The organism is Marinobacter salinus, assembly GCF_001854125.1.
Lineage (GTDB): Bacteria > Pseudomonadota > Gammaproteobacteria > Pseudomonadales > Oleiphilaceae > Marinobacter > Marinobacter salinus.
This window is the reverse complement of record NZ_CP017715.1, coordinates 2,122,763-2,140,402: the sequence shown is the minus strand read 5'-3', so window position 1 is coordinate 2,140,402 and position 17,640 is coordinate 2,122,763. Positions and strand designations below refer to the sequence as shown.

Genomic DNA, 17,640 nt, shown 5'->3' with positions numbered 1-17,640 from the left:
TGTTTGTCCCCTGCTTTCCAGAAACAAGAAATGATCAAAGGAGCTTTGTCTTGTCTAACCTGCCAACCTATGAAAGCTTTTCGGTAGAAATCACGGACTTTATTGCCCACGTCCAGTTCAACCGCCCGGACGCGCTGAATACCATGAACAAGGCATTCTGGCTGGAACTGCCGAAGTGCATGCAGGACATTGAAGCCAATACAGACGCTCGGGTTATCGTGATTTCCAGCACGGGCAAGCACTTTTCGGCCGGCATGGATCTGGGCGTTTTTAGCGATCCGAAAGCGGTTCCCATGAGTGGCGATCACGGTCGTATGGCTGAAAATCTCCGCCGTGTGGTGCTGCAGTTGCAGGATACTCTGACTTCGCTTGAAAAGATTCGCCTGCCGGTTCTCGCGGCGATCCACGGCGGCTGTATCGGTGGGGCTCTGGACCTGGTGTGTGCTGCAGACAGCCGTTACTGCACCGAAGACGCCTATTTCACCATCAAGGAGACCGAGCTGGGCATGACGGCGGATGTCGGCACTTTGCAGCGTCTGCCCAAGCTGATGCCGCAGGGAGTGGTTCGGGAACTGGCGTACACTGGCCGCAAGTTTTCCGCGCAGGAAGCTCGGCGTCTTGGCTTTGTGAATGACGTCTATGAGAGCCAGGAGGCGATGCTGGCGGCTGTGATGGGTATTGCGGGCCAGATTGCCGCTAATTCGCCGCTGGCGGTAACCGGCTGCAAGGAGATGCTGAATTACAGCCGGGACCACTCGGTGGAAGACAGCCTGAGGTATATGGCGACCTGGCAGGCAGGGATGTTCCGCCCCGGTGATATGATGAAATCCTTTCAGGCGAAGGCCCAGAAGAAAACTCCCGAGTACGACAACCTGTTTCCGGTGAAAGGACTGTTCGAGTCGTAAATGGCTGCTGGCGGATCCCGTTCCGGCATTTCCTCCCTTGCTGCCCTGTTGTTCCAGGGCGGCATCGGTGTGGTGGCGCTGGTTGCCATTGCTCTGTTCGAAATTCCGGTTCTTAACAGCGGCATGCCCTTTGGGCAGGCGTTCGCCTACGGATGCCTGGGAGCATTTGGGACTTATGGGTTGCTGCTTCTTCTGTCACGTATTCCGGGCGTTTTTCCCAGTGACCTTGAACGGCAGATGCGAGGGTTGCACCGGTTCGCGTCCAGTTTTGGCTGGCCGGTTCTGGTGGCGTTATCCATCTTTGCCGGTGTTGGTGAGGAGCTCCTTTTCCGCGGCGCTGTTCAAGGCTGGCTGACTGGCATAACTGGTGAACTGGCCGCTATTGCTCTCTCCTCTGTGATTTTCGGCATGGCCCACTACATTTCCTTCGCCTACTTTCTGGTAGCAACAGGCCTGGGTCTTATACTGGGCTCAGCCTATGCATTTTCCGACAGTATCGCTCTGGTCATGATCTGGCACGCGGTGTACGACATTGTCGCGCTTTTCTGCCTGATTCGGTTTCCTCACTGGTTTGGTGTCCGACCTCCGGGTCAATCGTGATCAAGGTCTTCTCTTGATGCGCTTTTCCGTGCTTCGAAACTGGCCAGTTCCACATTAATGGCATTGGTTGATATCTGGATTTCGTACAGAGAGAAAAGCAGTGACAACGAAAGCAGCACCAGACTGGCTCCGAACGCAATAATGCCGGGCAATGCCGCTCCCAGGAACAGCAGGAACATGGATACGGTGCACACAAAGAAGCTCATAACGCCAAAAGCCTGCATGCGTTTTGTCAGCACGATGCGTTTGCGGAGCATGCTGATCTGGCGGGCGATCAGTGCATGGTCTTCTTCGGTATCCATCTGCCGGAGCTGCCGGATAAGCTGTGCCAGAACCAGGAACCGGTTGGTGTAAGCCAGCAGCAGTAATGAAATGGCCGGAAAAAGTAGGGCAGGGGTTGTCAGATCCAAAGTCGGGTCCTTGTCTTAAGTAATGGGAGAAACGCTGAAGAGCCACTGTTGTGCCCAAGCTCCCTTGTTCAGGTAAACGTGTTTGCAGAGGTCAGTGTCTGGGTCATTCGATCCATAATGCCCCCGCCATGGCGCCAGAAGTGCCAGTATAGCTGGACTTGCAGAGACTGCCCTGGCGCAATGCTGACTAGGTTGCCGGTGTCCATTTCTTGGCGAGCCTGCAGTTCGGGGATCATGCCATACCCCATGCCCGCTAGCGCCAGTTTTACAAAACCTTCCGAGGAAGGGCATAGGTGGTAGGGGACACTTCCATGGTAGCCGCATTGGGCCAGGAATCGATGCTGCAACTGGTCGTGCGGCCCGAATACGATAGCGGGTGCCGTTTCCAAGCTGCTTTCATTAAATCCATCGGGAAAATAGCGGTGGACATAGTCCGGCGTTGCCAGCGGCAGATACGTCATACTGCCCAGAGGGACGCAACGGGCCCCCGCAACAGGGTGAGGGCTGCTACAAAGGCACGCGGCCACATCGCCCTCTCGCATACGTCGCAGGCCAATGTCCTGATCTTCGATAACCATATCCAGTAACAGCGATTCGTCCCGGCAAAAACGGCTGATCGTATCCGCCCACCACGTGGCCAGGCTGTCGGCGTTAAGCGCAATCCGGAGCCGTGCGGCCGGCTCTGAAAGCGCGGGAATAGACTGAGACAAGTCCCGTTCCAACAGCTGAACCTGCTGAACATGGTTCAGAAGCCTCTGGCCTGCCAGCGTTGCTTTAATGGTAGGGCTCCGGACCAGCACTGGCTGGCCCAGCCTGATTTCCAGCGTCCGTATCCTCTGGGAAACGGCCGACTGGGTCAGGCCCAGCGCAACTCCCGCCCGTTCAAATCCACCACACTCGATAACGGTGGCCAGCGCTTCAAGTAGTTTGTAATCAAGCATTAGGAAAACTTATGTAGCATTACGAGTATGAATTTCAAGTATAGCCGGAAATCGATATGCTGCCCTCATCAAATCGGGAGGTTTCATCGTGCTGGAAAGTTATCTGACAGGTCTGGTTGTCTGCGGCGGTATCATTGTGGCGATTGGCGCCCAGAATGCCTACATACTGAGCCAGGCCATTCGTCGCGAACATCACTGGTGGTCAGCGGGCCTCTGTATGGTGGCGGATATTACCCTGTTCACTCTCGGGATGTTCGGCGTAAGTGCGGCCTTGATGGCGATACCGGAGGCGCTGGATATCCTGCGCTGGCTGGGTGTTGTCTTCCTGGGGTGGCTGGCGGTTCAGGCGTTCGTCCGGGCCAGTCGGGGCAGGGCGGCCCTTGAGGCCGGTGAAATCACCAAACGTAGTCTCAAGGGGGTGTTGTTTACCACCCTGGCGGTAACACTGCTGAACCCGCAAGTGTATCTGGATACGCTGTTACTCATTCCTGCGGTTGGTGCGCAGCAGGAAAACGCCACCACGTTTGTGGCCGGTGCCAGCAGTGCGTCTGTCCTCTGGTTCGGGTTGGTTGCCTGGGGTGGCTCGGCACTGGCACCCATCCTCTCACGCCCGCTTGCCTGGCGAATCATTGATGGCGTGATTGGCCTCATGATGACCGCCATAGCACTTCAGTTAGCCATTGGCGGATTGTGATTACGATGGTCCGGAAGGCACATGTCTACTCAAAGCGCCGGGCCTCGGTAAGCCGGTCTCTCCAGTAGTACCCATTCAGTTCTGAAAGCGTCACGCCCACAGAGCTGGAAGCATGGATAAACCTGTCGTCGCCCATGTAGATACCCGCATGCTGTTCCTTGTCCTGGATTCGGAAAAACACCAGATCGCCGGGTTCCACGCTGGCCGGCGGGATGGCCCTGCCATCTTTCAGCATCTGGGAAGTGGTGCGGGGCAGCTGCTTGCCAAGGCCTTCACGGTAGGCCGTCATAATGAACCCCGAGCAGTCGAATCCTTGTGCCGATGTGCCGCCATATTCATAAGGCGCGCCTTCATAGCGCTCAAAAACCCGCCACAGCCGCTCTGCCGTTTCTGATGATGGTGATGAGTCAACCGCCGAAAACCGGGTGTCACTTCCAGTTTGCAGGTTCGTGGTGCTGGCACAGCCGCCGAGAGCCAGAGCCAGAGCCAGCACTGTTAGTAAGAGAAACTGTTTGAGCAATGCTGCCATACTGGAACTCCGGGAAGTTGGTCCTGTATAAACTCTATTACTGAATGGACGAGATGTCAGGTTACAGCTTGTGTGACTTTGGCAATGGCTGATTACGGAGCAACCTGGAGAGCTCAATGGCAAGCAAGATCCGCCGGCTGTTAGCCTGGTCTGGAGTCATTCTGCTGACACTGCTGGTGGCAAGCGGCCTCTATGCCAGGAGCGTCTGGCAGGAGTGGAAGATGCAGCAGGCTATCCAGCAGTTTGACTGGCAGGACGTCAGTCTGTCGCTGGGAGGTATCCATGCAAAGGCCTTTTCATTGGTCCGGTCTGACGGTGCGCAGAAATTGTCTGTTCGCGGTGAGGGCTTTTCCCTGGGTTGGAGCTTACAGAATCTGGTGCTTTCCAATGCCCGGATAGAGCGACTCCAGGTTGACCTTTCCTCCTGGCCGGCTGCGCAGACGGCAACGGATGCGAGCCATGGCTTGGCTCTGCCGCAGCTGCCCGACTGGCTTCCGAGCCATATTGATATCAGGAACTTAAGTGCCAACTTGCCGGGTGATATTCAGGCCTATGGCCATCTGGCACTCAGTCTGGCTCCAGGTCCCGAGCAGTGGCGATTTGAAACCGATGGGATGTGGGTTGAGGCCCCTTTGCCAGACACTGGCCGTGCAGGATGGGCTTTCCAGGGTGTCAGCATGAAGCTGGGATTTTCCGGCTCGGGCGGAACCGATGGGCTTGCGCTGAATGTACTCCCGGATTCAGTGCTTCGGGCTAATCGTCTGCAAGGTGCCGATGCCGGAGAGGAGGTTTGGCTGGAGAAGCTGACAGCCGCCGCGGATTCACTCCACCTTGAGGCAGCTTATGATCTGACAGATCGCAGCCTGCAGGCACTGGCGATTTCAGGCCCTCTGATGCTGGCGGCGGGGACGTTACATCATCCTGATCTGCAGCCTCAACCCTGGAGCTTCAAGGGGAGGGTGGAGGCGGGACTAAGCCGGGTCGATCTGACCGGGGTGGTGACCGGCGAGGCGGGTGTCCGATCGGATGTGTCGGTTCGCTGGCCGCTGGATGGTGTGCCTGCTGTTTCCGCAGCACTGGAGATGGCTGGCACCAGAGCTGGCAAGGCGTTTGCCGAAACATTGACTCGGTGGCCTACTGGTCTTGAGATCAGCGAGGGGCAGTTAAACATACAGGCAGATCTGCGTTTGAGCGGGTCGACACCTGTGGTTGAGGCGAAAATCGGTGCGAAAGGCATGTCCGGCATCCTGGATCGAATGGCGTGGACCGGGCTGAATGGCGAGCTGGATGTAGAGTACGACAAAAAAGCGGTTGTCCGGACATCGGATCTTAGGCTGGAACAACTGAATCCCGGCATCGCCCTTGGCCCTCTCACCGCCAGTGGCCGATACGAAGCACCTCGTGACAGGCCCTTGGCGGGAACGTTGTCGCTGATCAAGGGGCAGGCGGGATTTCTCGGAGGGGAAGTTCGGGTGAAGCCTGGAGAGTGGGCAATGACCGAGTTGCCCGCCCGGGTGCCGGTTTGGCTCAATAACGTTCAGGTTGATCGGTTGATGGAGGTTTATCCGGCCGAGGGCCTGAGCGGCAGTGGAACCCTGGAAGGTGAGATCCCATTGCTGGTCAGTGATGACGGTATACAGGTTGCCGGCGGCGTGGTCAGGGCAGTGTCGCCAGGCGGCACGCTCAGACTTCCGGCGGACCGTTTGCGTGCGTTAGCGCAGAACAACGACACCATGAATCTGGTGGTTCGTGCCCTTCAAAACTTTAACTATGAGCTGCTGCGCAGCACGATAGACTATGATCAGGATGGAACGTTGAGTCTGGGGCTTCGGTTGGAGGGTAGTAACCCCGAGGTTCGGGATGGCTACCCGATCGTAGTGAACCTGAATCTCCAGGAGGACATACCGGCATTACTGACCAGTCTGCAGCTGAGCGGGCGGGTGAATGAAGCGGTAACGGAAAAAGTCCGGAATCTGATGAAAGAGCGTGAGGCCGGCAAGGCCGGGAAATAGTGCCCGCAATGTTACCGGCGCAATCGAACAGGAGTAAGTCACATGAGAGAAGACAGACGGGGGCTTGATGCAGCCGGCTTGATTCGAAAGCTTGCTGTTATTGCCGTTATTCCGGTTTTGGCCGCAGCCTGCACGCCGACTGTGCAAATGGCGGCTCCAAAAGAACCCATCACCGTGAACCTGAACGTCAAGATTCAGCATGAAATCTACGTGAAGGTGGATAAGGATGTGGACGAGCTATTCAGCGATAAGGGCCTGTTCTGATGGCCCCGGATAGATAATAGGGAGCAGATTATGAGATCAGTCACGAAATTCGGTGCTCTCCTGCTGGCACTGTGTCTCAGCATGCCAGCCCTGGCCATGAGTCTTGATGAGGCAAAGAAACAGCTGGATTCCGCCAAACAGCAGGGCCTGGTTGGTGAGACACCCTCGGGCTATCTGGCCGTGGTCAAAGCTGGCGATAAAGCCGGTGAAATTGTTGAAGCAATCAATGAGGCCCGCCGTCAGGAATACAGTCGCATTGCCAGTAAACACGGTATCCCTGTGGCGGAAGTCGAGGTGGTTGCCGGCAAGAAAGCCGTCGAAAAAACACCGGCTGGCCAGTTCGTTCGAGTCGGCGATAAGTGGATCAGGAAATAGATTCGGCACAGAACCAGCACTTCACACTTTGTTTATCAGGTCCGGCGTGTTGTGCCTCGGATTGTTTACCGCCGTTGATACCCGGAATTCCTGAAGTTGCCCGCCCGAAAGCCGGTGAGTGGCTGAACGAATGCTCTCCCGGTCCGTCAGGGCGGGATCCAGCCAGTGCTTGAGGCAGGATGGTTCCAGAACGACGGGCTGCCGGTCATGGACGTGTTTCAGTGACTCGCTGGCGGGCTCGGTAATAATAGCGCACGCTGTGGTCTCGTCACCCTCCCTTGGGGTCCAGAGCCCTGCGAAGAAGATGACGGGGTGCTTCTTCTCATCCACTGGCGCGACATAGTGGGGTTCCTTGCCCTGTTCGGCCTGTTTCCATTCGTACCAGCCGTTGGCGGGAATCAGACAGCGGTGGTGGGAGAACGCCTCGCGGAAATATTTTGACGTGGCCACACTTTCGGCCCGTGCATTGATGGGGGAAGGTGCCTTGTCACCCGCCCATACGGGGCGGAAACCCCAGTGGGAGTAGGCCAGTATGAGCGTGCCATTCATGGTCATCCGGATCATGGGGATGCCAATGCCAGGTGTTATGTTGTAATTTGGCTCGAAGTGGCCATCGACCTCCAGGCCTTCCGGGAAGTAGTCAAGGATGAGCGTTTCTGGAGGTGTGTAGAAGGTGAATCGTCCGCACATGGGTGTCTGCCGTGTTGTCGAAGCCTGATGGCTCAGGATTTGTTACCCTTGTAGCATGCTGAAATTATCAAATGCTGTTGAACTTGCCGACTGGGAACTGGAAATCACCCAGATTCGTGCTCAGGGCGCTGGTGGCCAGAACGTCAATAAGGTCGCCTCTGCCGTCCATCTGCGATTCGATATTCTGAACTCCAGCCTGCCGCCGTTTTATAAGGAACGGCTGATGTCGCTCAATGATCAGCGCATCAGTAAGGAAGGCGTCATCATTATCAAAGCACAATCTTTTCGGACTTTGGAGCTGAATAAGGAAGATGCCCTCGAACGCCTGAAGGAGCTGATACAGGAAGCGGTGAAACCGCAGAAAGCCCGTCGCCCGACAAAACCAACCCGCTCGTCACAGCGTAAGCGGGTTGATCGTAAAACCAAGAAGGGTAAAACCAAGGCGCTTCGGGGCAAGGTTCAGGTCTGAACCGCCTGCTCTTCTTTGCTCGTTGATTCAACCTTCTCCAAAAACGATTTTATGTCCTGAAAAGCTTCCTCAGCCTCTGGAAGCAGCGGGACGAAGATTTGCCAGACGTGCACCATCCCCGGCCATGTATGCAGCTCCACCGGCGAGCCCTCGGCTTGTGCCTTGGCGGCATAGCGACGCGCATTATCCAGCAGCATCTCAGAATCACTGGCTTGAATAAGTGTTGGCGGCAGGTTCCGCAGGTCGCCCCTGAGTGGCGAGGCTACGGCACTGGCGGGGGAAACCCGGAAGGCCGCGAATGTAGCCCACCAGATAATGGGCAGGGGGATTTTGGAGAGCCCGCCGAACACCGGGCCGAGAAGGGGATCGGTTGAAATGTTGTTCCGATTGCTGGGCGCGGTCAGAGTCAGGTCTGTTGAGGGCGAAAAGGCAACTGCGGCGTCCGCCTGGCGTAAACCACTGCTTCGGATCCAGGCAAGCAGCCCCAGAGTGTGACTGCCACCGGCCGAATCTCCTGCTACGACCATGAAATCGGCGTGTTCCGGCCCGCCAGGACCGTTTTCGAGCAGCCAGGCATAGGCTTTCCGGCAGTCCCGGACACCATCCATGTAACGGTGTTCGGGCATCAGCCGGTAATCGACGGCAAACACAGCGGCGTTGGCAATATGGGAAAAACGGTCGGTTACCGCCCGGTGGCTTCGGGGACTGCCCGCAGCCCATGCGCCTCCGTGAATGTAAAGGACTCGCCGCCGGGTATCCGCACCAGGCGCAATGACCCACTCGCCCCTCGGAGTTTCGTTGTAACGAAATACCGATGAAAGCGCCAGGCCTTCGCTCAATCGGTCCATATGGCGGCGAAGTGCCATGAGACGGGCTTTGCCTTTCAGTCCCCGGGAACTCTCTCCAAGTTCCCGGATTCGCCCCAGAACCTCCGTGTTGGCGTCGCTGGGTGAGCCGTCCCGAACACGGTATTCCTCGCGATCAAGGTGTGACAGGTCTTCCAGGCGGAACACCATAAGTGTGACGGCGATGATCAATAAAACAATGGCTAGAAGAATCCAGAGCATGGGCTGTCCGTATCAGAGTGGCCCCGGCACGTGGGGCGAACTATGCTTCAGATAATACCTGTTGATAACGACGGGTACTGCCCTCAAAGATCACAGAAGGAGCAGGGCGATGCAAATTGCATATCGGGCCCGTGATATTACAGAGGCCCATATTGTGGCCGGACTGCTCGGTGCCAATGGTATTGAGGCCCATGTGGGCGGTCACTACCTTCAGGGCGCTCTGGGCGAGATCGGTGCGGCTGGTTTTACCAATGTCCATGTGGAAGATGAAGATCTTTACCGGGCGAGGGAACTGGTGCGCGAATACGAGGCGGGTGGTGCTTCGGTGGCTGCGTCCGACGATGATGAGGATAAGCCCGACTTCTACGCTCGCTGGTTTCTGCTGGCACTGGCCATTGTCGCCGTTCTGCTGCTGAACCTTTACTGAACCCGCCAGGCTCAGGCTGACTGGGTATCGGGTTTGCTGAAGATTGATTGATCGGCTGCATCCAAGTAGCCGTAATCCTTTGCACATTTAACGGTATTGGAGATAAACATCATGGCAGATCAGCCGGTTATGCTTATTACAGGCGCGTCATCCGGAATTGGTGCGGCGACGGCTCGGGCGGCAGCCAATCAGGGTTACCGTCTGGTGCTTGCGGCGCGCTCTGAAGACAAGCTCAAGGGGCTGCAACAGGAGCTGGGTGGTGAGGCAAAAGTGCTGACTGTCCAGTGTGATGTTCAGAGCGGGGACGACCAGAAAGCGATGGTCGATCAGGCTCTGAAAGCCTTTGGCCATATAGATGTGGTGTTTGCCAACGCCGGGCGAGGTGGTGAGCCGGGCGGTTTCAGCAAGGCGGACCCGGACGTTTGGAAGGATATGATCCTGACCAACATCTACGGCGTGGGCCTGACCGTTCAGCATTGTCTGCCTGCACTGCGGGAGAGCAAGGGGCAGTTGCTGCTCACCGGCTCCGCAGCTGGCCGGGTCACTATTCCGGGGTCGATGTACAGTGCCACCAAGTGGGCTGTGTCTGCGATTGGCTATGGAGTGCGAGAAGAGCTTCGCGGATCGGGAATCCGGGTGACGCTGATCGAGCCGGGCATGGTGGACACTCCTTTCTTCGACGAGCGTCCGGCGCACGCGTTGAAGCCGGAGGACATTGCAGAAGCTGTGATGTATGCCGTTTCTCAGCCAGCCCATGTCGATGTGAACGAAATTCTGGTTCGGCCAACACCGGCTGTTGATTAATGGATGTTGGTTTTGATGCAGAGCACGTCGGTTAAGGAGAAAGTTTTGAGTCAATCTGAACGCGTTGCTCTGGTGACCGGTGGAGCAAAAGGTATCGGCCGGGGCATCGTGCTTTATCTTGCCAATGAGGGCTGGAACGTGGCCTTCTGCGACCGGGATGAAGCTGTCGGTGAGCAGCTGGCGAAGACCGGGGCCGGGGAACTCTGTTTCCTCCCGGGGGATGTTGCCAGTGAATCTGATGTTCAGCGTGTGGTTGACGAAACCGTGCAGTGGGGTGGTCGGCTTGATGCGGTGATTAACAACGCTGGCATTGCCGACCCGGAAACCGGACCTGTCGAGAGTCTGGGTCTGGAGCAATGGCAGCGGCGCCTGGACGTGAACCTGACAGGCCCGTTCCTTGTCACCAAACACAGTATTCCCCACCTGCGAAAAACAAACGGTGCCATCGTCAACATTGCGTCCACGCGCGCCATGCAATCTGAGCCAGACACCGAAGCCTATGCTGCCACCAAGGGCGGTGTGGTGGCCTTGACCCATGCCCTGGCTGTGAGCCTCGGGCCCGAGATCCGGGTGAACTGTATCAGTCCCGGCTGGATTGATACCCGAGCATTTCAGGGCCGTTCAGATGAGGCGCCGCCTCTGTCCGAAACCGATCATCATCAGCATCCTGCGGGGCGTGTCGGCCAGCCGGAGGATATTGCTTCGCTGGTGGACTACCTGATTTCGCCAAAGGCATCGTTTATCACGGGTCAGAACTTTGTGGTAGACGGTGGGATGGTCCGGAAGATGATCTACGAGGAATAGGGCGATGCCACGAATATTCTTTGGTGTAGAGATACCGTCATCGCTGAAAAAGCCTCTTTTGCAGGTCAAGGCACCAATTGACGGCGCAAAATGGCAAAGCGCTAACCAGCTGCACCTGACGTTGCTGTTTCTGGGCCAAGTGAAACCGGAGCAGATTCCGGCCATTTGCAACGCCGCACGAAACCTGCCTGTGCCGGGGTTTGATCTGGCCATCGATGGGGTGGGGTGCTTCGGAAAACCGGAGTCGCCGCACAACATCTGGGCCGGTGTTACACCCCGTGAACCCCTGGTTTCCCTCCAGGAAACTTTGCAGCAGCGGCTCAAGCCCGAGGGTTTTCCGCTGGAGAAACGTCCCCTCAAGCCGCACGTCACGCTGGCCCGCTTTAAAAAACAGCGGGAGCCCATTGGAGAGCTGCTGGCAAACTACCTGCATCATCACTTCGGTCGGTTCCCGGTGCACGAATGTGTATTGTACGAAAGCACCCAGGGTGCCAGGGGCTCCGTTTACACTGTGCTTGAGCGGTTCCAGTTGCCGAGCTAGGGGCGAGGGGAGTGATCCCGGAGTCTTTTAGCGTTTGGCGCTACGCTGGCGCTGCTTTTTCGGTTTTTGCCGGGCTGCTGGCTTTGAGCCCGCCTTGCCGTGGGGTTTACCTGAGGGTTTGCCAGCTGGTTTGTTGGCTGCTCCGGGTTTGCGGGGTTTCCCTACCGTGCGTTTGCCGGGGGAGGCGCCTGAAGGCTTAGGTCGACGAACCTGTTTTTTCGTGCCGGGAGGGGCTTCCGACGAGGAATCCTTGATGGCATCGAACAGCACAGCGAGCTCCTTGCTGGTGAGATCCCGCCACTGGCCGACCGGCAAACCACCAAGGCTGATGTTCATGATCCGGATCCGCTCCAGCTTGGTCACTTCGTAGCCAAAATATTCGCACATTCTGCGAATCTGTCGGTTGAGGCCCTGAACCAGAATGATCCGGAAAACGAAGCGGGATTCCTGTTGTACCTTGCACTTTTTCGTTACTGTGCCCAGGATCGGCACGCCGTTAGCCATGCCCTGGATAAACTCTTTGGTGATGGGTTTGTCGACGGTAACCAGGTATTCCTTTTCATGATTGTTGCCGGCACGGAGGATTTTGTTCACCAGGTCGCCGTTGCTGGTCATGAAAATCAGGCCCTGGGAATCCTTGTCCAGGCGTCCCACAGGAAAAATTCGGTCACTGTGGCCCACAAAACGCTGAATGTTGTATTTCTCGGCAGGGTCCGTGGTGCTGACGATGCCGACAGGCTTGTTCACGGCAATAAACACCTGCTCGTCTTCTGCGCGAGGCTCGATAACCTGCCCGTTGACCTTCACGGTATCGCCGGGCATAACCTGATCACCCACGGTTGCCCGCTTGCCGTTGATGTACACGTTACCTTGTTCAATGTAGCGGTCAGCTTCCCGACGCGAGCAGAGTCCGCTTTCGCTGATGTACTTGTTGAGGCGCGTGGAGGCGTTGCTGGTCATTGGTTTTCCGGGCTAAGGGTCGGGTTTCGGGGCATGATAACAGGCTGAAAGAACCATGACAGCAGGGGCTGGTGCTTTGGGGATGTCTCTGCCATTCTTTGGTTGTTCCCGATAAATCCAACAATTTCAGGGGTTTCATGGAAAAAACACGCATTACCATTGTGGCAGTCACCAGCATTGTTCTGTTCTTTCTGGCCAACTACCTGTGCCGTTTCCTGCTCGGGTTTACCGGCGTGGGTGCCTCACTGCTGATTGCGGCGCTGATTGCAGCCTACATGGGGTTTTCTGTCGCCCGGGCACTGGAGCGGGTCCCCATGGCCGAAGAGCGGTCACGGGCGCTTTGGATCTATGGCGGATTTCTTGGGGCTCTGTTTGTAGCCTTCGGAGCCTGGGTGTTCCTGGATACCGGGTTTAATGCGGTGACGGCGTCTACCCTGCTTTTACATTATCTGCCGTATCCGGCCCTCGCCCATGTATTCCTGTCTGACCGGTCCGTCCGGATGTTCCTCAAGAAAAACAGGCAGCCCTGAGTGCCCGGGAGATGATTTTGGCAACGCTTACGTTGGAAGATGTTTCTGTTGGTGCTCTGAAGAAGGTGAATCTTTCCGTTAGCGAGGGCGAAATCGTTTGCGTATCGGGAGCTTCGGGCAGCGGCAAAAGTCGGTTGCTGAGAGCGGTCGCCGACCTTGATCCCCATGAAGGCAGAGTGGCGCTTGATGGCGAATCGCAGGATTCCATGCCGGGCCATGTCTGGCGTCGGCAGGTCATGATGGTGCCCGCAGACAGCCAGTGGTGGTTTGATGATGTCGGCTCACATTTTGGTGCGGATGCTGACCGGGAGGTTCCGGAGGCCCTGGGCTTCGGCCCGGATGTCATGAGCTGGACCGTGAGCCGCCTTTCCTCGGGGGAGCGGCAGCGTCTGGCTATCCTGCGTGGGTTATACCGGAATCCCCGGGTGTTGTTGCTGGATGAGCCGACGGCAAATCTTGATGACGAAATGACACAGAAGGTGGAAGGGTGGCTGGTCTCGGAAATCCGGGCGCGGAAGCTGGCCGTCATCTGGATTGCCCACGACAACAGCCAGATCCGGCGCATTGCGGGCAGGCACTACCGGATTGATGGTGACTCGCTGGAGCTACTCGATGGAAATCATTGATCTTGCCTGGTGGAAGCTGGCGCTGACCGCCGTGCTGGTTCTGGCCCTGGCGGGTGTGAGTCTGGCGGCCCGGCTCGGGATTGCCCGGAGCCTGCTCATTGCGGGCATGCGCACCGTGATCCAGTTGACGCTGATCGGTCTGGTCCTGGAAGCCCTGTTTGCATCCTCGGAGCTCTACTGGATAGCGTTGATGGCCACCGTGATGCTTCTGGTGGCCGGTCGGGAAGTTATGGCTCGTCAGCAGCGGCGACTGCGGGGCTTCTGGGCCTTCGGTATTGGCACCGGGGCTATGTTCCTGTCGTCATTCACTGTAACAGTGCTCACACTGACGGTGGTGATTGGCCCCACGCCCTGGTATGAACCCCAGTATGCCATTCCTTTGCTGGGCATGATGTTGGGTAACACCATGACCGGCGTGGCCCTTAGCCTGGACCGGCTGACCGAGTCTGTCTGGAGTCAGCGCGCCGTTATCGAGAACCGGCTGATGCTTGGAGAGCCCTGGCGCGATGCCCTGGAGGATATCAGGAGGCACGCCATGAGAAGTGGGATGATGCCTTCCATCAATGCCATGGCTGCTGCGGGTATCGTCAGCCTGCCCGGCATGATGACCGGGCAGATCCTTGCCGGCAGCCCGCCCGCGGTCGCTGTGAAATATCAGATCTTGGTGATGTTAACGATCACCGTTGGTACCGGTTTCGGCACACTGATTGCGGTTTCCTGGGGCAGTCGCCGGATGTTTGATGACCGGGAGAGGTTGCGGCTGGACCGGCTGATTCTGCAAAAAGGCCGGTGAGACTGCTTTGTTTTCGATGAAATGTTATATTATAACGATTGACCCATCCCGACCGGCCGCGAGTGCGACATGAAGCAACCTATTCCTACCAATCTGATCCTCGGTTTCCTTGGCGTCGGTAAAACCACCGCTATTCTCGATTTGCTGAAAAGCAAACCCGAGGATGAGGTCTGGGCCGTTCTGGTGAATGAATTTGGTGATGTCGGCATTGATGGCGCCATGCTGCAAACCGAAGGTACCTTCGTTAGGGAGGTACCGGGAGGATGCATGTGTTGCGTGGCGGGCTTGCCGATGCAGATTGGTCTGAATCAGCTGATTCACAAGTCAAAACCTGACCGGCTGATTATCGAGCCAACCGGGCTCGGGCATCCCTCGCAAATTCTCGAAACCCTGACAGGCGAGCATTACGCCGATGTGCTTGAACTGGGGCCGGTCATCACCCTGGTGGACCCCCGGAAACTGGAAGACCGACGTGTTTTGGAGAATGTTCAGTTCCGCGACCAGGTCGCCGCCGCCGATATCCTCGTGGCCAACAAGACCGATCTTTGCACGCCTGAACAACTGACCCGGTTTGAGAACTGGGCGAGAGACCTTCAGCCGGAAAAGCGAGCAGTGTTCCTGACTTGTCAGGGCCGGTTGAGACCTGAATGGCTCAGTGGCAACACCGCATTGCCAGAGGTTTCAACGCCTGAGGCGCACCATCACCATCACCATCGGGAACATGGGGTCGACGTCCCGGAATCTGTGGATGAGAATCCCTGGCAGATTGCTGAAAACGCGGGTCAGGGCTTTTTCAGCGTTGGCTGGCGTGTTCATCCCGATAAGGTTCTGGATGAGAATGTATTGCTCGCGATGGCCATGGACAGTCGGTTTGTGCGTTTCAAGGCTGTTGCGCATACCACGCAAGGATGGCGAGTGATAAACGCCGTCGATGGTGCTTTGTCAGTAACGGAAGCCGAAACCCGTGAACAGTCCCGCCTGGAAGTCATCAGCGGGGGCGCGCTGGATGCGCCCGAGCTGGACAGGCAGTTGCGTCAGGCTGTCCGGTAATCCCGGGTATGATGATGAAGCAGTCTTCAGATTGGGGGTGTGAGTGAGGGATTGCCCGGTGTGTGAGAAGGGGCAGATGTCCGATTTTGCCACGGTTAAGGCGCAGCGATACCTGCGGTGTCGGGTATGCGCAGCCACAGTGATGGATGAATCCTGCCGGTTGTCGGAATCACAGGAACGGGCGATTTACGAACACCATGAAAACGGGACCGATGATCCCGGCTATCGGCGGTTTCTGTCCAAACTGGCGGAGCCGCTGCTGGCAAAACTTCCGGCCGGGGCTACGGGCCTCGACTTTGGCTGTGGGCCGGGCCCGGCTCTGGCTGGCATGCTTGGTGACGCCGGTATGGCCATGAGCCTTTATGATCCCTTTTTTTATCCGGCCGCCGATGTATTGAACCGCCAGTATGACTTTGTGACCTGCACGGAAGTGCTGGAACATTTGCATCAACCTGCGGCGGTTTTCAGACAACTGGACAGTCTGCTCAAACCAGGAGGCTGGCTTGGCACAATGACCTGCCTCCAGACGGATGACGCCCGCTTTGCTAACTGGCATTACCGTCGGGACCCGACGCATGTGGTGTTTTACCGCGAACAGACACTATCGGCTATTGCCGCAAAGATGGGATGGGAGCTTACCGTTCCTGTGAAGGATGTGGCTTTGTTCCGGAAACTGCTGACGCCTGGTCAGTGACGGACACAGGGCATTCCGGAACACGGCAGTCTGAAGGCCTGGGTTTTAAGTGCGTTGATTCCAGGGACGCTTCAAAGCGTTTCGGTGCAAGGGCTGACGCACACTGTTGCGCTTTTTGTGCCTCATCAGCACAGCCCATCTGGTTCAGGGTGTAAGCGAGGTTGTTCCAGCCTTCCGCCGCGTCAGGAAACTCTTTGACCATGCGGGCAAAATCGTCTGCGGCTTGTCGCATATTGTTCCGCGCGAATGCAATGTTGCCTTGCCCAAGGATGGCCGCGGGCTGATCGGGCCAGCGTTGTTCTGCCGTCTCATAGGCTGTCATCGCCGCGTCAGTGCGTCCGGTGGTTTCAAGGTCGTTTGCTGAAGCCAGGAAATTCAGAGGGGTAGCGGTTGCCGGCAGCTGGTCTGGTGGCAGTATGACCACCGCCCAGTTTCCCGAACGGGCCCATGTGTTGGTGAACACTTCCACGCTGGTCTCATATCGTTCGCGGGTGCCGGTGTGCAGAATGACATTACGCTTTTGCGCATCAAAGCCGATCACCACGGCAAAATGCCACTGTGGCCACCAGTCGAACATGAGGTTCTGCATCACCAGGACAGGGTGTCCCTCATACACTTCCCGGAACAGGCTTTCCAGATCGCCATCCAGGCGGTAGACCAGCATTCCGTGTGCGCGTCCCGCAGCAACCATCTCTACCTGCAGTGAGCCTTCCCGTCCCGGAATATACACCAGCTCCTTAAGCACTTCGGGATCGGTGTTCAGCCCCTGGCTGTTTAGCATCATGGCCAGAGCGGCCGGACCACACTGGTAGCGCTCCTGAGGGTAAAACGGTATTTCCTCAAGCACAACACGCTGTTGCAGGGGCTGACTCTTATCGGTGGTTGCGGGCCATTGAGGTGCTGAGGCGCAGCCGGCCAGCAAGAGAACCAGCATCAGACTGGCAAGATGGCCGGCCGGCTTGAGTCGGGCTGAAAAGCGCACTTACCGGATGCAGTTTACGAACGGGAAAACGTTGGTCGCACAAAGCATATCGGTAATTATGAATACCAGCAGAAACAGCACAATGATGCCCACAACATCCTGGCCTGCAGGCGCTTCGGCCAGCTGTTGTTCGAAATCCGCCAGTTCCTGTGGTGTGAGATTCTGGATGCGGTCCTTTACCTGATCCTGGCTAACGCCCATCTCAACCAGTTTGTCCTGGACCTCCTGTTTATCAAGCATGCTTAACAATTGCTGGCGGTCCAGCTGAACCTGTTGTTCGCTGATCATTTCGCCGGTGCCCACCATGGCGGCAGATGCCGTTGAAGACCAGACGGATCCAACCGTCAGCATAATAGCCAGAAGGAAAGAGACGTTCTTCAGGTGCTTTCTGATACCGGACATTTCAGGCTCCCGTTATTCGTTATGTTCACATTACAGTAGAGCACAGTTATGTATATGTTCAATATACAAAA

24 protein-coding genes are annotated in these 17,640 nt (G+C 57.0%); 16 read left to right on the top strand and 8 right to left on the bottom strand.

What is annotated here, in order from left to right:
- Nucleotides 1–50: 50 nt before the first annotated feature.
- Together BKP64_RS09800 and BKP64_RS09795 are read left to right on the top strand one after the other, a co-directional pair.
- Nucleotides 51–905: a crotonase/enoyl-CoA hydratase family protein gene (locus BKP64_RS09800; protein WP_070969167.1), complete on the top strand. Its 855-nt coding sequence runs from the start codon at nt 51–53 to the stop codon at nt 903–905.
- Complete coding sequence (locus BKP64_RS09795; protein ID WP_198402603.1) at nt 906–1,505, top strand: CPBP family intramembrane glutamic endopeptidase; 600 nt, start codon at nt 906–908, stop codon at nt 1,503–1,505.
- On the opposite strand, the gene BKP64_RS09790 is transcribed toward BKP64_RS09795, so the two are convergent.
- Together BKP64_RS09790 and BKP64_RS09785 are read right to left on the bottom strand one after the other, a co-directional pair.
- A complete protein-coding gene (locus BKP64_RS09790) occupies nt 1,496–1,915 on the bottom strand; it encodes a DUF2721 domain-containing protein (RefSeq protein WP_070969164.1) in 420 nt (139 codons plus the stop codon). The two genes, BKP64_RS09795 and BKP64_RS09790, sit on opposite strands and share 10 nt — an antisense overlap.
- 68 nt (nt 1,916–1,983) lie before the next feature.
- Nucleotides 1,984–2,856, bottom strand: coding sequence for a LysR family transcriptional regulator ArgP (locus BKP64_RS09785; protein ID WP_070969161.1), 873 nt, complete (start codon nt 2,854–2,856; stop codon nt 1,984–1,986).
- 88 nt (nt 2,857–2,944) lie between these two features.
- Between BKP64_RS09785 and BKP64_RS09780 the strand changes: the two genes are divergently transcribed.
- The gene (locus tag BKP64_RS09780; protein ID WP_070969158.1) at nt 2,945–3,550 is read left to right on the top strand and encodes a LysE/ArgO family amino acid transporter; all 606 of its coding nucleotides are present in this window, start codon (nt 2,945–2,947) and stop codon (nt 3,548–3,550) included.
- 25 nt (nt 3,551–3,575) lie between these two features.
- On the opposite strand, the gene BKP64_RS09775 is transcribed toward BKP64_RS09780, so the two are convergent.
- Nucleotides 3,576–4,079, bottom strand: a complete 504-nt coding sequence (locus BKP64_RS09775) for a C40 family peptidase (RefSeq protein ID WP_070969156.1) — start codon at nt 4,077–4,079, stop codon at nt 3,576–3,578.
- A gap of 116 nt (nt 4,080–4,195) precedes the next feature.
- Here BKP64_RS09775 and BKP64_RS09770 point away from each other — a divergent pair, with 116 nt between their 5' ends.
- The 3 genes from BKP64_RS09770 to BKP64_RS09760 are packed head-to-tail and all read left to right on the top strand — an operon-like array spanning nt 4,196 to nt 6,730.
- Nucleotides 4,196–6,091 (top strand): intermembrane phospholipid transport YdbH family protein, encoded by a 1,896-nt coding sequence (locus BKP64_RS09770; RefSeq protein ID WP_070969153.1) that lies wholly within the window; start codon nt 4,196–4,198, stop codon nt 6,089–6,091.
- Between the two features lie 42 nt (nt 6,092–6,133).
- Nucleotides 6,134–6,355 (top strand): YnbE family lipoprotein, encoded by a 222-nt coding sequence (locus BKP64_RS09765; protein WP_070969150.1) that lies wholly within the window; start codon nt 6,134–6,136, stop codon nt 6,353–6,355.
- Nucleotides 6,356–6,385: 30 nt separating this feature from the next.
- A complete protein-coding gene (locus BKP64_RS09760) occupies nt 6,386–6,730 on the top strand; it encodes a YdbL family probable chaperone protein (RefSeq protein ID WP_070969147.1) in 345 nt (114 codons plus the stop codon).
- A 21-nt stretch (nt 6,731–6,751) separates the two neighbouring features.
- On the opposite strand, the gene BKP64_RS09755 is transcribed toward BKP64_RS09760, so the two are convergent.
- Nucleotides 6,752–7,420, bottom strand: a complete 669-nt coding sequence (locus BKP64_RS09755) for an SOS response-associated peptidase (RefSeq protein ID WP_070969143.1) — start codon at nt 7,418–7,420, stop codon at nt 6,752–6,754.
- A gap of 55 nt (nt 7,421–7,475) precedes the next feature.
- On the opposite strand from BKP64_RS09755, the gene arfB reads away from it, so the two are divergent.
- The gene (arfB, locus tag BKP64_RS09750) at nt 7,476–7,889 is read left to right on the top strand and encodes an alternative ribosome rescue aminoacyl-tRNA hydrolase ArfB (protein ID WP_070969140.1); all 414 of its coding nucleotides are present in this window, start codon (nt 7,476–7,478) and stop codon (nt 7,887–7,889) included.
- On the opposite strand, the gene BKP64_RS09745 is transcribed toward arfB, so the two are convergent.
- Nucleotides 7,880–8,956, bottom strand: coding sequence for an alpha/beta hydrolase (locus BKP64_RS09745; RefSeq protein WP_070969137.1), 1,077 nt, complete (start codon nt 8,954–8,956; stop codon nt 7,880–7,882). The genes arfB and BKP64_RS09745 overlap by 10 nt on opposite strands.
- 109 nt (nt 8,957–9,065) lie before the next feature.
- Between BKP64_RS09745 and BKP64_RS09740 the strand changes: the two genes are divergently transcribed.
- The 4 genes from BKP64_RS09740 (at nt 9,066) to thpR (ending at nt 11,532) form a co-directional block, all read left to right on the top strand.
- Nucleotides 9,066–9,383: a putative signal transducing protein gene (locus tag BKP64_RS09740; protein ID WP_070969134.1), complete on the top strand. Its 318-nt coding sequence runs from the start codon at nt 9,066–9,068 to the stop codon at nt 9,381–9,383.
- A 111-nt stretch (nt 9,384–9,494) separates the two neighbouring features.
- The gene (locus BKP64_RS09735; protein WP_070969131.1) at nt 9,495–10,187 is read left to right on the top strand and encodes an SDR family oxidoreductase; all 693 of its coding nucleotides are present in this window, start codon (nt 9,495–9,497) and stop codon (nt 10,185–10,187) included.
- Between the two features lie 45 nt (nt 10,188–10,232).
- Entirely contained in the window at nt 10,233–10,991 is a 759-nt protein-coding gene (locus BKP64_RS09730) for an SDR family oxidoreductase (RefSeq protein WP_070973634.1), read from the top strand.
- A 4-nt stretch (nt 10,992–10,995) separates the two neighbouring features.
- Entirely contained in the window at nt 10,996–11,532 is a 537-nt protein-coding gene (gene thpR / locus BKP64_RS09725) for an RNA 2',3'-cyclic phosphodiesterase (protein ID WP_070969128.1), read from the top strand.
- 27 nt (nt 11,533–11,559) lie between these two features.
- Here the strand turns inward: thpR and rluF are convergent, their stop codons facing one another.
- Nucleotides 11,560–12,492 carry a 23S rRNA pseudouridine(2604) synthase RluF gene (gene rluF / locus BKP64_RS09720; RefSeq protein ID WP_070969126.1) on the bottom strand — a complete coding sequence of 311 codons (933 nt, stop codon included), beginning with the start codon at nt 12,490–12,492 and terminating at the stop codon, nt 11,560–11,562.
- Between the two features lie 137 nt (nt 12,493–12,629).
- Here rluF and BKP64_RS09715 point away from each other — a divergent pair, with 137 nt between their 5' ends.
- The 5 genes from BKP64_RS09715 (at nt 12,630) to BKP64_RS09695 (ending at nt 16,185) form a co-directional block, all read left to right on the top strand.
- Nucleotides 12,630–13,022, top strand: coding sequence for a hypothetical protein (locus BKP64_RS09715; RefSeq protein ID WP_070969124.1), 393 nt, complete (start codon nt 12,630–12,632; stop codon nt 13,020–13,022).
- Between the two features lie 17 nt (nt 13,023–13,039).
- Nucleotides 13,040–13,648: an ABC transporter ATP-binding protein gene (locus BKP64_RS09710; RefSeq protein ID WP_099092587.1), complete on the top strand. Its 609-nt coding sequence runs from the start codon at nt 13,040–13,042 to the stop codon at nt 13,646–13,648.
- Nucleotides 13,635–14,441, top strand: coding sequence for an ABC transporter permease (locus BKP64_RS09705; protein ID WP_070969118.1), 807 nt, complete (start codon nt 13,635–13,637; stop codon nt 14,439–14,441). Before BKP64_RS09710 ends, BKP64_RS09705 begins: the two co-directional genes overlap by 14 nt.
- Nucleotides 14,442–14,510: 69 nt before the next feature.
- Nucleotides 14,511–15,491: a CobW family GTP-binding protein gene (locus BKP64_RS09700; protein WP_070969115.1), complete on the top strand. Its 981-nt coding sequence runs from the start codon at nt 14,511–14,513 to the stop codon at nt 15,489–15,491.
- A 76-nt stretch (nt 15,492–15,567) separates the two neighbouring features.
- Nucleotides 15,568–16,185: a class I SAM-dependent methyltransferase gene (locus BKP64_RS09695; RefSeq protein WP_070969112.1), complete on the top strand. Its 618-nt coding sequence runs from the start codon at nt 15,568–15,570 to the stop codon at nt 16,183–16,185.
- On the opposite strand, the gene BKP64_RS09690 is transcribed toward BKP64_RS09695, so the two are convergent.
- Together BKP64_RS09690 and BKP64_RS09685 are read right to left on the bottom strand one after the other, a co-directional pair.
- On the bottom strand, nt 16,127–17,167 hold the full coding sequence (locus BKP64_RS09690; RefSeq protein ID WP_227515362.1) for a PA2778 family cysteine peptidase: 1,041 nt from the start codon (nt 17,165–17,167) through the stop codon (nt 16,127–16,129). The genes BKP64_RS09695 and BKP64_RS09690 overlap by 59 nt on opposite strands.
- Nucleotides 17,168–17,569 (bottom strand): PA2779 family protein, encoded by a 402-nt coding sequence (locus BKP64_RS09685; protein WP_070969109.1) that lies wholly within the window; start codon nt 17,567–17,569, stop codon nt 17,168–17,170. It lies immediately after the preceding gene.
- Between the last annotated feature and the right edge of the window lie 71 nt (nt 17,570–17,640).

Bases quoted from the DNA above. Each gene is read 5' to 3' on its own strand.
- BKP64_RS09705 (WP_070969118.1), top strand. From the start codon at position 13,635: ATGGAAATCATTGATCTTGCCTGGTGGAAGCTGGCGCTGACCGCCGTG.
- BKP64_RS09785 (WP_070969161.1), bottom strand. From the start codon at position 2,856: ATGCTTGATTACAAACTACTTGAAGCGCTGGCCACCGTTATCGAGTGT.
- BKP64_RS09695 (WP_070969112.1), top strand. From the start codon at position 15,568: ATGTCCGATTTTGCCACGGTTAAGGCGCAGCGATACCTGCGGTGTCGG.
- rluF (WP_070969126.1), bottom strand. From the start codon at position 12,492: ATGACCAGCAACGCCTCCACGCGCCTCAACAAGTACATCAGCGAAAGC.
- BKP64_RS09755 (WP_070969143.1), bottom strand. From the start codon at position 7,420: ATGTGCGGACGATTCACCTTCTACACACCTCCAGAAACGCTCATCCTT.
- thpR (WP_070969128.1), top strand. From the start codon at position 10,996: ATGCCACGAATATTCTTTGGTGTAGAGATACCGTCATCGCTGAAAAAG.
- BKP64_RS09775 (WP_070969156.1), bottom strand. From the start codon at position 4,079: ATGGCAGCATTGCTCAAACAGTTTCTCTTACTAACAGTGCTGGCTCTG.
- BKP64_RS09715 (WP_070969124.1), top strand. From the start codon at position 12,630: ATGGAAAAAACACGCATTACCATTGTGGCAGTCACCAGCATTGTTCTG.
- arfB (WP_070969140.1), top strand. From the start codon at position 7,476: ATGCTGAAATTATCAAATGCTGTTGAACTTGCCGACTGGGAACTGGAA.
- BKP64_RS09760 (WP_070969147.1), top strand. From the start codon at position 6,386: ATGAGATCAGTCACGAAATTCGGTGCTCTCCTGCTGGCACTGTGTCTC.
- BKP64_RS09685 (WP_070969109.1), bottom strand. From the start codon at position 17,569: ATGTCCGGTATCAGAAAGCACCTGAAGAACGTCTCTTTCCTTCTGGCT.
- BKP64_RS09700 (WP_070969115.1), top strand. From the start codon at position 14,511: ATGAAGCAACCTATTCCTACCAATCTGATCCTCGGTTTCCTTGGCGTC.
- BKP64_RS09795 (WP_198402603.1), top strand. From the start codon at position 906: ATGGCTGCTGGCGGATCCCGTTCCGGCATTTCCTCCCTTGCTGCCCTG.
- BKP64_RS09770 (WP_070969153.1), top strand. From the start codon at position 4,196: ATGGCAAGCAAGATCCGCCGGCTGTTAGCCTGGTCTGGAGTCATTCTG.
- BKP64_RS09765 (WP_070969150.1), top strand. From the start codon at position 6,134: ATGAGAGAAGACAGACGGGGGCTTGATGCAGCCGGCTTGATTCGAAAG.
- BKP64_RS09745 (WP_070969137.1), bottom strand. From the start codon at position 8,956: ATGCTCTGGATTCTTCTAGCCATTGTTTTATTGATCATCGCCGTCACA.
- BKP64_RS09740 (WP_070969134.1), top strand. From the start codon at position 9,066: ATGCAAATTGCATATCGGGCCCGTGATATTACAGAGGCCCATATTGTG.
- BKP64_RS09735 (WP_070969131.1), top strand. From the start codon at position 9,495: ATGGCAGATCAGCCGGTTATGCTTATTACAGGCGCGTCATCCGGAATT.